This window comes from Pelagibacterium flavum (genome assembly GCF_025854335.1).
In the GTDB taxonomy this organism is placed as follows: domain Bacteria; phylum Pseudomonadota; class Alphaproteobacteria; order Rhizobiales; family Devosiaceae; genus Pelagibacterium; species Pelagibacterium flavum.
The window spans coordinates 443330-456155 of the sequence record NZ_CP107716.1 but is presented as its reverse complement, the minus strand read 5'-3'; the positions used below and the strand labels follow the sequence as shown (position 1 = coordinate 456155).

At 57.5% G+C, this 12826-nt stretch carries 13 protein-coding genes and 2 pseudogenes; 12 read left to right on the top strand and 3 right to left on the bottom strand.

The annotated features are described in order from the left end of the window. The first annotated feature begins 55 nt into the window (after nt 1-55). Entirely contained in the window at nt 56-379 is a 324-nt protein-coding gene (locus OF122_RS02285; RefSeq protein ID WP_264226246.1) for a cupin domain-containing protein, read from the top strand. Here the strand turns inward: OF122_RS02285 and murB are convergent. Continuing rightward, the gene (gene murB / locus OF122_RS02280; protein ID WP_264226245.1) at nt 370-1386 is read right to left on the bottom strand and encodes a UDP-N-acetylmuramate dehydrogenase; all 1017 of its coding nucleotides are present in this window, start codon (nt 1384-1386) and stop codon (nt 370-372) included. The genes OF122_RS02285 and murB overlap by 10 nt on opposite strands. Nucleotides 1387-2046: 660 nt before the next feature. On the opposite strand from murB, the gene ccoN reads away from it, so the two are divergent. From ccoN to OF122_RS02235, 8 genes and pseudogenes are all read left to right on the top strand, one after another. Continuing rightward, complete coding sequence (ccoN, locus tag OF122_RS02275) at nt 2047-3699, top strand: cytochrome-c oxidase, cbb3-type subunit I (protein ID WP_264226244.1); 1653 nt, start codon at nt 2047-2049, stop codon at nt 3697-3699. A 5-nt stretch (nt 3700-3704) separates the two neighbouring features. Beyond that, nucleotides 3705-4496 (top strand): cytochrome-c oxidase, cbb3-type subunit II, encoded by a 792-nt coding sequence (gene ccoO / locus OF122_RS02270; RefSeq protein WP_264224819.1) that lies wholly within the window; start codon nt 3705-3707, stop codon nt 4494-4496. Between the two features lie 4 nt (nt 4497-4500). Beyond that, the gene (locus OF122_RS02265; RefSeq protein WP_264224820.1) at nt 4501-4665 is read left to right on the top strand and encodes a cbb3-type cytochrome c oxidase subunit 3; all 165 of its coding nucleotides are present in this window, start codon (nt 4501-4503) and stop codon (nt 4663-4665) included. Continuing rightward, a complete protein-coding gene (gene ccoP, locus OF122_RS02260) occupies nt 4662-5546 on the top strand; it encodes a cytochrome-c oxidase, cbb3-type subunit III (protein WP_264224821.1) in 885 nt (294 codons plus the stop codon). The genes OF122_RS02265 and ccoP overlap by 4 nt, the downstream gene beginning before the upstream one ends. Nucleotides 5547-5767: 221 nt before the next feature. Beyond that, nucleotides 5768-6583, top strand: a complete 816-nt coding sequence (locus tag OF122_RS02250; RefSeq protein ID WP_264224823.1) for a DUF2189 domain-containing protein — start codon at nt 5768-5770, stop codon at nt 6581-6583. An 11-nt stretch (nt 6584-6594) separates the two neighbouring features. Next, nucleotides 6595-8844 carry a cation-translocating P-type ATPase gene (locus OF122_RS02245; RefSeq protein WP_264224824.1) on the top strand — a complete coding sequence of 750 codons (2250 nt, stop codon included), beginning with the start codon at nt 6595-6597 and terminating at the stop codon, nt 8842-8844. 4 nt (nt 8845-8848) lie between these two features. Next, nucleotides 8849-8995 (top strand): annotated as a pseudogene (gene ccoS / locus OF122_RS02240) (cbb3-type cytochrome oxidase assembly protein CcoS); the annotation flags it as partial. A 79-nt stretch (nt 8996-9074) separates the two neighbouring features. After that, nucleotides 9075-9206, top strand: coding sequence for a hypothetical protein (locus OF122_RS02235; RefSeq protein ID WP_264224825.1), 132 nt, complete (start codon nt 9075-9077; stop codon nt 9204-9206). An 85-nt stretch (nt 9207-9291) separates the two neighbouring features. On the opposite strand, the gene OF122_RS02230 is transcribed toward OF122_RS02235, so the two are convergent. Then, nucleotides 9292-10421 (bottom strand): IS3 family transposase gene (locus OF122_RS02230; protein ID WP_264224916.1). Its coding sequence is split into 2 segments (ribosomal slippage): nt 9292-10178 and nt 10178-10421, totalling 1131 coding nucleotides; the frame shifts between segments, so codons are not numbered across the junction. Nucleotides 10422-10545: 124 nt separating this feature from the next. After that, nucleotides 10546-11016, bottom strand: a complete 471-nt coding sequence (locus tag OF122_RS02225) for a pseudoazurin (protein WP_264226243.1) — start codon at nt 11014-11016, stop codon at nt 10546-10548. Nucleotides 11017-11620: 604 nt separating this feature from the next. Here OF122_RS02225 and OF122_RS02220 point away from each other — a divergent pair. The 3 genes and pseudogenes from OF122_RS02220 to OF122_RS19710 form a co-directional block, all read left to right on the top strand. Beyond that, nucleotides 11621-12040 (top strand): hypothetical protein, encoded by a 420-nt coding sequence (locus OF122_RS02220; protein ID WP_264226242.1) that lies wholly within the window; start codon nt 11621-11623, stop codon nt 12038-12040. Beyond that, on the top strand, nt 12040-12486 hold the full coding sequence (locus OF122_RS02215) for a hypothetical protein (protein ID WP_264226241.1): 447 nt from the start codon (nt 12040-12042) through the stop codon (nt 12484-12486). The genes OF122_RS02220 and OF122_RS02215 overlap by 1 nt, the downstream gene beginning before the upstream one ends. Before the next feature lie 94 nt (nt 12487-12580). Then, a pseudogene (locus tag OF122_RS19710) lies at nt 12581-12787 on the top strand (NnrS family protein); the annotation flags it as partial. Nucleotides 12788-12826 lie beyond the last annotated feature (39 nt).

Sequence of the window (12826 nt, the reverse complement as noted above, 5' to 3'; positions counted from 1 at the left end):
GGCCGCCCCGACCGTCGAGCGGCGCGCGTTGACCGACAATTTTAAGGAGGGCTGCATGGCGCTTGCCCACGTTGAACCGGGAGCTTCGCGAAACCTGCTTCACGAGCCACAGACCGCGAAGTCAACCGCCCTGGTTAAGACCGATGCGTTCGAGGCCATCAATCTTGTAGTTCCGCAGGGTCGCATCATCGCCCCCCATGATGTTGAAGGGCCCATTACCCTATATTGCATCAAGGGCCGTGTTGCGCTCGTTCTCGAGGAAAAAGAGGTCGAGATGCAAACCGGTGACTGGCTGCATCTCGAGGGCGGAATAACTCATGGGTTGCGCGGAGTTGAGGAAGCCCGATTGATCCTTACGATCATCTATGTTCAAGGGTGAACTCGATTTGCGCCTATAGCGACCGGCTCCTGCGCCAGTTCCACCTTGAACTTCTCGAGCACGCGATTGCGAACCTGCTCCGCTAGGCAGGTCACATCCTGTTGACTGGCGCCACCGTGATTGACCATCACCAAACCATGATCGACACTCATGCTGGCCCCACCCCTTCGCACCCCCTTTAGACCGCACTGCTCAATCAGCCATCCAGCCGAGAGTTTCGCCCGGCCGTTCGGCATCGGATGAACCGGCATGGTGGGAAAATCAATAAGCAATTCACTGGCACGCGTGTGCGCAACCACCGGGTTGTGGAAAAATGACCCGGCATTTCCCATTCGCCGCCAATCGGGCAGTTTGCGCTTTCGCAGATCCAGAACCGTTTGCATAACCTGGACGGGGGTGGCGTCTATCAGCCCTTCAAGCCCACTGTAGCCAATTCGTGGCTCCCATCGGTGTGGCAATTTCAACGTCACTTCCAAGATGATGAAGCGCCGCGCGCCCCTCTTGAAAATACTGTCTCTGTAGTTGAACCCGCAGTCTGCACCGTCAAATCGGCAGATCTGGAGGGTGGCGGTATCGAGCGCCAACAGAGAATGAAAAAACTCGGCGAGCTCGGCCCCATAGGCGCCTATGTTCTGGACGGGCGCGGCTCCAACTGTTCCAGGGATACCCGCGAGATTTTCAAGGCCGGGCAAATTCTCAGCCAATGTCCATTCGACGAGTCGATGCCACGGCACCCCGGCGCCGGCAGTCACGTGATCGCCTAGTGGAAAAGTTCCGCTGACTTCGCATCCACCGATCCTCATCAACAGAACGAACGCATCGATGTATTCGCTGAGAACGACGTTGCTCCCTTCACCCAGAACGTGAAGTTCGAGATCGTTCCGTCGCGCATACCGAACGGCCTCAACGACCTCCTGCCGATTGTGGGCAATCGCCCCGAAGCGAGCGCGGGACGTCAGTCCCAATGTATTGTTTTGGGAAAGCTCAAAATCACTAACGGGCTGCATGAAAAGGGCCTGAGGGTATGCTCGGTTCACCGATGAATGTTGAAGCGGATGCATATCGCTTCTCGACGGCAACAAGCATTAGCATATACCACTCGTTGAAGAATGCGAACGCCTCAAGGTGTTATCGGGACACACGGTCGTGCACTCGATCGTCGTCGGAAGATGAATAATGTATCTTGACGCTCTGGCCGCTCGGCAAAGCAGAGTAGACATGGTCGCGGAGTGGTCCAGCCTCCGCGAGCCAGAATGACCCCTGTTGCGAGCGCATATGACATGCGCGCGGGCCATTGGCGATCAGAGCGATGGGCCACAACAACCAGTAACCCCCAGTCGGTTTAGATCAGCTGGTTCGCAAGCAAGGCCTTAGGATTTAGAAAACCCGGTGAGCCGTGCGCACTAGCCTCTTCGCGCCATGGCAACATGATTGCGCCTTGGCTCCAACGAGCTGACCGGTGGCAAATGATTGGCAGGCGAGCGTCAAGTAAGCGCTTGATTAGAGGTGGGTGTGACAAAGCAAACTCATATGGCGGTTCCTTTGCTATTTCGACTGAACAGCCCAACGCCAGAAGAAGAGATTGGCCGTAGCACGTTGACGGGCGACATCGTAGCGCTATGGTCGTGTCTCGGACGTGTTCATCTGCCTTAGGGGAGAGCCAGATTATGCTAGCGCAACTCACAAGAGCAGAACGGCAAAACTGCATCGCCATCGTTCTGGGCGTGCTCGTTTTGGGGTCTGCCCTGACGATCCTGGGCCTGCGTGACCCGCTGGGCGCGCATGGACTGCTGATCGTTGCCCTGTGTCTTGGCGCCCTGCTCTATTTGTTGACGCGTTATGACACCACTCCCGAGCCCACAGAAGATCGGTCGTCGTCCTATTATGACGACCCCACCCGCATCGGGATCGGTTTCACCATGGCCTGGGCGGTGTTCGGAATGTTCATCGGCGTCTGGGTCGCGGCTCAACTGGCCTGGCCGGAGCTTGAGTTTGGGCAGGCCTGGTCGAGCTTTGGACGCCTGAGGCCGGCGCACACGACCGGCGTCATTTTCGGTTTCGGCGGCAATGCCCTGATCGCCACATCGTTTCATGTGGTGCAGCGCACCTCGCGTGCACGGCTTGCCGGACATGTCCTGCCCTGGTTCGTTCTGTTCGGCTATAACCTGTTTTGCATCCTCGCGGTGACTGGCTATTTCATGGGCATCACCCAGTCAAAGGAATATGCCGAACCTGAGTGGTATGCCGATCTCTGGCTCGTCATCGTGTGGGTTGCCTATTTCGTCCTCTACCTGCGCACCCTCGCCCGGCGCAAGGAACCTCATATCTACGTCGCCAACTGGTATTATTTGGCTTTCATTGTCGTTGTGGCCATGCTCCATATCGTCAACAATCTCGCCGTGCCGGTTTCGTTGGGCAGCGCCAAGAGCTACGTGGTCTGGGCGGGGGTCCAGGATGCCATGGTCCAATGGTGGTATGGGCACAATGCAGTTGCATTTTTCCTCACCGCCGGATTCCTGGCGATGATGTATTACTATCTGCCCAAGCGGGCCAATCGTCCGATCTTTTCCTATCGGCTTTCAATTCTCAGCTTCTGGGGCATAACCTTCTTTTATATGTGGGCCGGCTCCCACCACCTTCACTACACCGCCCTGCCCCATTGGGTGCAAACACTGGGCATGACATTTTCCGTCATGTTGCTGGTGCCCTCCTGGGCCTCGGCCGGCAATGCATTGATGACGTTGCGCGGTGCCTGGCACAAGGTCAGAGATGACGCGACTCTAAGGTTCATGGTCGTTGCCGCAATTTTTTACGGCCTTTCCACTTTCGAGGGCTCGTTCATGGCCATCCGGCCCGTCAACTCCCTCTCCCACTACACCGACTGGACGGTGGGACACGTGCATGCGGGCGCACTGGGATGGGTGGCTCTCATCACCTTCGGAGCGCTTTATACGGTGGTTCCTTCGCTCTGGAATCGCGCGGGCATGTTCTCCAACAAACTGGTCGAGCTGCATTTCTGGCTCTCGCTGGCCGGAACCCTGATCTATGTGTTTGCAATGTGGAACTCAGGCATTGTCCAGGGCCTGATGTGGCGCACCTATACCGAGGGTAACACTTTGGCCTATTCCTTCGTCGACACGCTGGTGGCCATGTACCCCTATTATATTGCGCGTGCCTTCGGAGGGCTGCTGTTTCTGATCGGAGCAATCGTTGCCGCCTACAACATTTACATGACGGTAAAGAAGGGCCCGGCCATGGTCGAGCAGGCCGATGACACCCCCTTGGGCACACTGCAACACCAGACAAATCCGGCGGAGTAAGAGACGTGGCAGAACTGTTTCACCGGAAAATCGAGCGTACTGCCATCGGATTTGTCCTGGCGATTATCGCGGCCGCAAGTGTGGGGGGGATCGTCGAGATCGTCCCGCTTTTTACCATCGATGAGACTGTGGAAGATGTTCCCGACATGCGGCTGTATACGCCGCTCGAATTGGCAGGGCGCGACATCTATGTTCGAGAGGGATGTTATGCATGCCACTCCCAGATGGTGCGCACCCTGGTCGATGAGGTCGACCGCTACGGCCCCTATTCGCTTGCCGTTGAGTCGCAATACGACCATCCAATGCAGTGGGGGTCCAAGAGGACCGGACCCGACCTCGCCCGCGTCGGCGGCAAATATTCCGACATCTGGCACGTGGCGCACCTGATCAATCCGCGACAGGTAACCCCCGAGTCGAACATGCCTGCCTATCCATGGCTCATGGAGACCGAGCTTGACGTCTATGAGCTGGCCGGCCGACTGAATGCCCAGCGGATGGTCGGCGTGCCCTATACCCAGGAAATGGTCGAGAACGCAGCCACCGATGCCATTGCCCAGGCCGACCCTGAGAGTTCATTTGGAACCGGGCTCGCTGCACGTTACGGCGAAGAAACTCAGGTGAGCTTGTTTGACGGTGTAACAGGAACAGTCACCGAGATGGATGCATTGGTTGCTTATCTGCAGATTCTGGGTCTGCTGACCAATGCGGCCTATGAGCAGAGCCCGGACATGCAGGAGGCGCCCGATGTTGCGGGTGAAGACGCTTCGCAATTGATCTCCCCATCGGTCGAGGAGTGAGGATATGGAGTTTGACCACAGCACGCTCGTTGCCTTTTCCAAGAGCTGGGGCCTGTTCTACCTCATCGCCATGGCCATAGGTGTGATGATTTATACCTTCTGGCCGCGAAATAAGGACAAGTTCCATCGCGCCAAACACAGCATACTCGACAAGGACGACCGGCCATGAGCGAGAAGGAGCGCGACGAGGTCACAGGGGAACAGACCACCGGGCATGAATGGAACGGGATCAAGGAACTCGACACGCCCGTGCCGCGCGGCATTTTGATCTTTGTCATTGTGACCCACGTCTTTGCGGTGATCTGGTGGGTGCTGATGCCAGCTTTTCCGCTCGGTTGGACCTACACACCCGGTGTGCTGGGCATCAATCAGGTAAACAGTGCCAATGAAGCCATCACCGAGATTCAGTCGTCACGCGAAGCCTGGAGCACGGCCGTTTTGGAGTTGCCGGAAGACGAGATCCTGGCGGATGCAGCCTTGATGGAACAGGTCACTGGCGCCGGCCATCAGTTGTTTGGGGACAATTGCGCAGCCTGTCATGGCAGGGATGCCGAAGGCGGCGTGGGTTATCCTGACCTGACCGATAACGACTGGATATGGGGTGACGGCAGCGTAACTGCGATTGCCGATACATTGCGCATCGGCATCAACGCCCAGCATGTCGACACCCGGTTTGCGCAAATGCCGGCCTTTGGTGCCCAACAGATGCTGTCGCGGCCCGAAGTGATAAACGTGGCGCGCTATGTCTACTCGCTGAGCAATCCAGACTATTCCACAGCGGAAAATCTCGAGAGCCTTCAGGCCGGACGCGAGAGCTTTGCAACCAATTGTGCGGGATGCCACGGGGAAGACGCCACGGGCTTTCCTGAGGCCGGCGCGCCCAACCTTGCCGATGGCACCTGGATTTATGGTGGTGAGCTTACCGACATCATTGCGTCCGTGCACGGTGGACGCGTTGGCCATATGCCGTCCTGGGAAGAACGGCTGACCCCAGCCCAGATCCGCACGCTGGCTCTTTACGTGTATTCCTTAGCCAATCAGGTGCCCTGATCATGGGAGACGGCACACCTGCACCAAAGCGAATTCGCACAAGGACATATGTGATCCTGGGAATCGGTATTGCAACGGCGCTGTTCGTGGGCGCCAACGCCCACCTTGTCTTTGTCGCCTTCAGTTCGCAACCTGCATGTGTCGATCACGTCAAGGTCGGCGAGTCCGGGGCCGGGCAGCTCAGTGCTGCCAAGTCGTCATGTTAGTTCTGGAGGGCACCAATGAGTGAAAGCGAAGAACACTACTGGCTGCTAAGTAGACCATCCGGCATTGAAGAGACTCGCAATCCGCACCTGCAGCGCCACTTGCCGCCCTCTCGCGTCTTTTCATGGATAAGATCTGGAGCGCGCGACCTCACCGCCAATCCACTCTCCAGTCTGGTCTACGGGCTTTTGGTCGCGGTCCTTTCCGGGCTTCTCATTTACACGTTTTTCGAATTCAATCTCGACTATGTCCTGTTTCCTGCCCTTTCAGGCTTCATGATCGTTGCGCCATTGGTGGCCATGGGCCTTTATCAAAAGAGTGCCAAACTGGCACAGGGCGAGCGTGTGCGGCTTTCCGACATGTTGGCCGTCAAGGCGCATTCGGGCGGTCAAATGCTGTTTGTGGGGCTCCTGCTTACGCTGCTGGCGCTCATCTGGCTGCGGGCTGCAGTGCTGGTCTACGCCCTGTTTTTCGGCTATCGGGCATTCCCGGGCGCTGACGAATTCATACCACTCATCATCGGCACCCCCGCCGGATGGGGAATGCTGGCCACGGGCATTGTCGTGGGCGGGCTTTTCGCAGCGCTCGGCTTCGCCGTGAGCGCCTTTTCCATTCCCATGCTGCTCGACAGGCGCACAGACGCGCTTTCGGCAATGGGCACCAGCATGGCACTCGTTTGGAACAACCTCCCGGTAATGGTTGCCTGGGGGGCCGTCGTCCTGGTTATGGTCGGCATATCGATCGCGACTTTCCTGTTGGGGCTCATCATCATTTTTCCCCTTCTTGGCCATGCGACTTGGCATGCCTATAGGGATATGATGCCCGAAGGATAAAGGAGCCAAAAATGGACGCTCCGGCTGCACCGCTCGAGCTCGGCAATACGCAAACTGGCAGCGCCCGCGATCTGCTATTCGCAAGTCAGAGTTTGGGAAGCGGACGCTTCCGAACCAGCCTGTCGGTGCCCGGCATGCATTGCGGGGGATGCATGAGCAAAGTGGAAAAGACACTCTCAGCGCTACCCGACGTCGAGATGGCGCGCGCCAATCTGTCCACCAAGCGTGCGACAGTCGAGTGGAAGAGTGCGACGGTGCCGCCTCTGCTCGAGGCACTGGAAACCATCGGTTTTGATGCGCATCTGGTCGATAACGGACCACGTGCCGATCCCCATTATTACCGGCTCATTAGAGCTCTGGCCGTCGCTGGGTTTGCGGCTGCCAACATCATGATGCTTTCTGTCGCCGTCTGGGCCGGTGCCGATGCCGCCACGCGCGAGCTGTTTCATTGGCTTTCGGCGGCGATTGCCATGCCGACTCTGCTCTTTTCAGGTCGCGTGTTTTTTTCGTCGGCGCGCAACGCGTTAAGGCATGGGCGCTCAAACATGGACGTCCCGATATCTGTAGGGGTAATTCTTGCCTTTGGCTTGAGTCTTTACGAGACTGTCGTGGGCGGTGAGCACGCCTATTTCGATGCCTCGGTTACACTGCTGTTTTTTCTTCTTGTTGGCCGAACGCTCGATCATGCCATGCGCGAGCGGGCACGCAGCGCCGTCAAGGGCCTGGCCAGTTTGACGCCCCGCGGTGCCAGTGTGGTGCAAGAAGATGGCAGGTACGCCTATTGTCCTGTTTCCGAAATTGTCCCCGGCATGACGCTCGCACTGGCTGCGGGCGAGCGCCTGCCGGTTGATGGCACTGTCATGTCCGGAACCTCGCTGTTCGACTGCGCAATGGTCACAGGAGAAGGTCTGCCAGTTTCTGTGGGGCCAGGGGATCAGGTGCGCGCGGGGACCCTTAATCTCCAGGCGCCTTTGCACATAAAGGTTCTTGCTGCGGCAAAAGATTCATTTCTTTCCGAGATGATGCGGCTGGTCGAATTGGCAGAGAACGGTCGCAACAGGTATCGTCGACTGGCTGACCGCGTCTCGGAACTCTATTCACCTATCGTGCACCTGGCAGCTTTGCTCACGGGCCTGGTATGGCTGATGGTTTCGGGCGATTGGCACATGGCCGTGACGACCGCCATTGCGGTTCTGATTATTACATGCCCCTGCGCCCTTGGCCTGGCTGTGCCGATCGTACATGTTGTGGCGGCGCGCCGGTTGTTCGAAACCGGCGTGTTGACCAAGGATGGCTCTGCCATCGAGCGCCTCTCGCAGGTGGATACCATCGTATTCGACAAAACCGGGACTTTGACTTCCGGCCACCCGGTGCTCAAGAGCTCGAGCGAAACCAGCCCGGAGATTCTTTCCATCGCCCTTGCCTTGGCTCAAGCCTCCCGACACCCCCTATCGGTATCTATCGCGCGGTCGATTAAATGGGCCGGTTCTATCCCCAGCATCACCGACGTCAATGAAGAGCCGGGCGCAGGTGTTAGCGCCCGGATCGGAGAGACGTCCTATCGTCTCGGGAAGCGTGTATGGGCGTGCGAGACGGGCAAAACGCTACAGAGCGGACCCGATCCCGAAGTCGTCCTGAGCCGGGTGGGTGTCGAGCTAGCCACGTTCCGGTTCACCGATAACTTCCGCAGCGGCGCACACGAAACAGTTGCCAAGCTAAAAAGGGACGGGTTCAAGGTTTTGATGCTCTCGGGAGATCGATCTGAACCCGTTGCGCAATCAGCAAGGGAGTTGGGAATAGAGCAATTTCACGCACAATGCCTGCCTCAACACAAGGTTGAGATCCTCGACCAACTCGCCCAGGAGGGCCGCACAGTGCTCATGGTCGGGGACGGCCTGAACGATGCGCCGTCCCTTGCGGCCGCACACGTCTCGATCGCACCGTCGTCCGCGGCGGACATTGGACGCCAAGCCGCCGACATGGTCTTTACACGCCCCAGCCTGACCTCCGTTCGGGAAGCCATTGTCACCGCCCGAAAGGCGGATCGGCTCGTTCGCCAGAACCTGGCAGCTGCTGTCCTCTACAACGGCATTGCCGTCCCCATTGCTGTACTGGGATACGTAACGCCACTTGTCGCTGCGCTGGCAATGTCGCTTTCATCGATCATTGTAGTGGCCAACGCCATGCGCCTGAGCCGCAGCGGAACAGCAGTGAAAGATCCAGAAGCCGCACGTTACCACCTGCCGCTCGAGGCAGTATGATCCCATGGACGGCGTGCTCTTTCTCATTATCTTGGGGGTCCTCATGGGACTGGCGGGTCTGACCGCATTTCTATGGTCCCTCCAAAGCGGTCAGTATGACGATCTCCAGGGGGCGGCCGAGCGCATTTTGCTTGAGGAGCAAGGCTCCCCCAGCGAGAGCTCGACATCGAGTTCAATTCCGATTCACCAATCGCAAGGAGAGCGGGTGCAGGACAGCACCCGGAAACACAATGATTCTTACCCGCCGCACTAGAGATCGCATTATCATTGCGCTTGCAGTCATTTCCGGAATCATCGTTCTCGTTCCCAGCATGATTTCAGCTGCAATGAGCCTTGTGGGAATTGTCGTCGGCCTGATCTGACCCCCCTCCCGCCCAATGAGCCATCGTATTCCAAAATGAAAGGCCGTCATATTGAATAGCCCCGAGTTTCGTGGACACCCTCGGGTTAGTTTTCCTGCTGTCGTTCGAACTCGACGGGTGACAGCATCCCGTTCCGGACGTGCTTTCGTTTTGGGTTGTAGAACATTTCGATGTAGTCGAACACGTCCTGCCTTGCCTCTTGGCGTGTTCGATAGGTTCTGCGCCGTATCCGCTCACGCTTGAGCAGATTGAAGAAGCTTTCTGCCACAGCGTTGTCGTGGCAATTCCCCCGTCGGCTCATTGAATGCTCAAGATTGTGATGCTTGAGAAATGCTGCCCAGTCCATGCTGGTGAACTGGGAACCCTGGTCGGAATGAATCAGGACCTTGTTCTTGGGCTTTCGACGCCACACTGCCATGAGCAAAGCCTGCAACACGACGTCGGTTGTCTGGCGGCTGTGCATTGACCAGCCGATGACACGACGTGAGAACAGGTCGATGACAACGGCCAGATAGGCAAAGCCTTCCTGGGTTCTGATGTAGGTGATGTCGGTCACCCACGCCCTGTCTGGAGCCTCCACATCGAACTGGCGGGCCAAGGTATTGTCGACCACGATCGAGGGCCTGCCGCCATAGGAGCCGGGCCGTCGCTTGTAGCCGATCTGCGCCTTGATCCCGGCAAGCCTCGCAAGACGAGCAATGCGGTTGGCACAACTGGTCTCTCCCTGATCGAGAAGGTCGTCATGGAGCTTGCGGTAGCCATAGACCCTGCCGCTTTCCTTCCAGGCATTGCTGATGAGCTCCGTCTGACGTGCATCTTCCAACGCCCGCTTGCTCAGCGGATTCTTCAGCCACGCGTAGAAACCGCTGGGTCGGATGCGCAGGCAACGGCACATTGCCCGAACCGTGAACTGCTGGCGATGCTCGGCAATGAACGCGTATCTCACTTTGCATCCTTGGCGAAATACGCGGTGGCTTTTTTTAAGATGTCGCGCTCCTCGGTGACGCGCGCCAGTTCCTTCTTCAGTCGCCGGATCTCTGCTGTTTGATCCACATCGTCCGATCCCGAGGGCTTAGAGAACTTCTTTTTCCAAGCATAGAGCGAATGCGGGCTCACGCCGAGACGCTTCGAAACCTCCGCAACGGGGTATCCCCGCTCGGTAATCTGCGCGACCGCATCACGCTTGAACTCATCACTGAAATTGCCAGACCGCATCATGGCCTCCTTGCCTCAAATTTAGGGAAGAAGGCGTCCAGAAATCTAGGGGCTATTCATATGAACAAGACATATGGCGGCCATTTCTCCTGGTGATGAATCAGGGCGGTAAGAGCGACTTCTGCTAATTGTCCTGGTTGGACCCTTCGCTTCCCGAAAGCGCCTGTTCAAATAGCACGGCCATTCGTTCCTGGGCAGCGGGCGGCATGGTGACGTTCTGTGCTTCAGCCGCGTTGGTCTCAGAGTCTCCGACCTCAATAAGCCCGATCATTCCCAATCCGAAGTGGGGCGCGCATTTGTAGCCGTAAAGCCCCTCCTCTTCAAAGGTCACCGAAATCTGTTCGTTGATCTTGCCCTTGAAGGCTTCCGCCCCCTCGGGAAGCATGCCCAAGATAGTTTCGGCGTTATGAGTGGGATCAGTGGGAACGAATGTCACCGTGTCACCTGGCGCGATCTGAAGATAGGCCGGCTCGAAGACCATCATCTCCCCATCGTCTCCACGGTTGAGCATCTGGACTTCGAATTCTTCGGCAAGCACGGGTGTTGCGCCCATGCTCAGCAGGGCAGCCACGGCAATTGCTGTTTTCTTCAGCATGGTGTCTCCTTGTGTTGGGTGTACGATGCAAATGCCACCCCAGCGCCCCGTGTTCCATCGGATAGCTTGCGATAATGCCCTGCGGGCTAGTTCTTCTCGACGCCAAAATGGAGCCGACTCAAGCGCTTGGTCCCGGCGGCATTAACGCGCACAGGCGGTCTCTTAGTCTTCGGCGCCGAAACAGAGTTGAGATCCATGGTAGCAGAATCGGACCCGCTCGGTTCGATCGGCGCTCGTCCGTTCACGGATCGGAACCTTCAAAAGGAGCATTTTTGGAAACTGACCGTTTGTTGCAGCAGTCTCACTTTCAGCCGGTCTCTGGTCGATCAGGACCAGGGATTGAACCTCCATACTTGCGCCGACCAAAATGCAGGTCACCAAATCCTGAACCTCCCTAAAGTGCGGCCCCTGCTGGTGCTTGGGCAGAGCCGTCTTGTCCCGGCTGTGCGGGTCGAAGGAAGGCCTTTTCAACATCGCAACATCTCTCCTTTGTTGTCCAACACAAACAATGAGCCGTCACCTCAGCGGCGTCATTGTGCCAGATCAAAGAAGCCCAAGTCCCAGGGGACAATATGGGGTTCCCCAGACTTGACCGTGAGCCGACATGGATAACGCAAAAACGATCACGCCAACCGATGTTCCAGATCAAGACGACTTGGCAGGTAAACGGATTTTCGGCTTGGCACCCTGCGCCCGTCTGCGCAGCCATGGACACCTCAGCAATCTCTTCACTCACTTGTCGGAGGGACTATTCGATAGAATTCAGAGCGCCTTTGAGTTCTTGTTTTCGCCGACCCTTTCCGAACGGGAACCGGGCGGCTTGGCAGCAGACATCGTCAATCTCGCATGCCATTTCGACGGGACCAGCGCCAAAATTTTCCGCAGCTGGGTGGTCGATCAACTCGAGCGGGATCTCCCGGGCGGGGCCAACAGCATTCTTGTCAGTTGGGCTGGCAAAGGGCGACCTGGTGCCATGCCGAGTCCAGGCTGGCCTGTGCATCGACTTCACCGGTGCGGTGGCTAATGGACATTGCAACCGCGTCCCCAACATTGTTTTTTGAGGATCAAGATCTGACAGCGGTCGTTGAAGAGCTATCGCATCGCGTGCGGTGCGATTCCCAACTCGCCCCGGTCATGAAGCAAATCGTCGGTAATCGCTGGTCCGAGCTGGAGCTTGGAACTGTGGAACTCTTTTTGGCCAAGCTGAAGATGAGATCCCTTCCCGACCTCTCCGTGGATCGGCTCAACCGCGCAATTGCGCTGCTTTCGCGTCAAGACTGTCGGCGATTGCACACCCTATTCCTCGAAGCGGTCTTTGCACGCTTTCCATTGCACGACGCCAGCAATCTAGTCGAAGTGGCCGACGACGTTCTCGGCTGGATTCAACCACTGCTCGAAGAGGCGGAGCTCGGCCGGCGGCAGCGCAAGCTGCTGAATGGAATGGAGCGATGGCGGTCAAACACACTCTAGCTAATGTGGCTCTGCTGCCGTGACACCCCAAACTGGCTACACGCGCAACAGTGCATTTTCGCTCCGCGACGGCGATATTACCTATCCGCCAAGCATGGCACTGATGTTCGTCGCGTTTACGCTGGCCTGCCTTCTGCCCCTCCCCTTTGCCATTGTCGCTTGGGGTGTCCCAATTCCCGCACGCTGGTGGCATCAACATGAAGCGGTCTTTGGCCTGGGCAGCGGGCGCTGCTCGGGTTTCCTTTTAACGGCGCTGCCTCACTGGCTCGAAATTACAAGACTTGGCAGGCTGGCCGTTGGTCTGGTTCTGGGCGCTGTGTTCCGGGGCATATGCAATTTG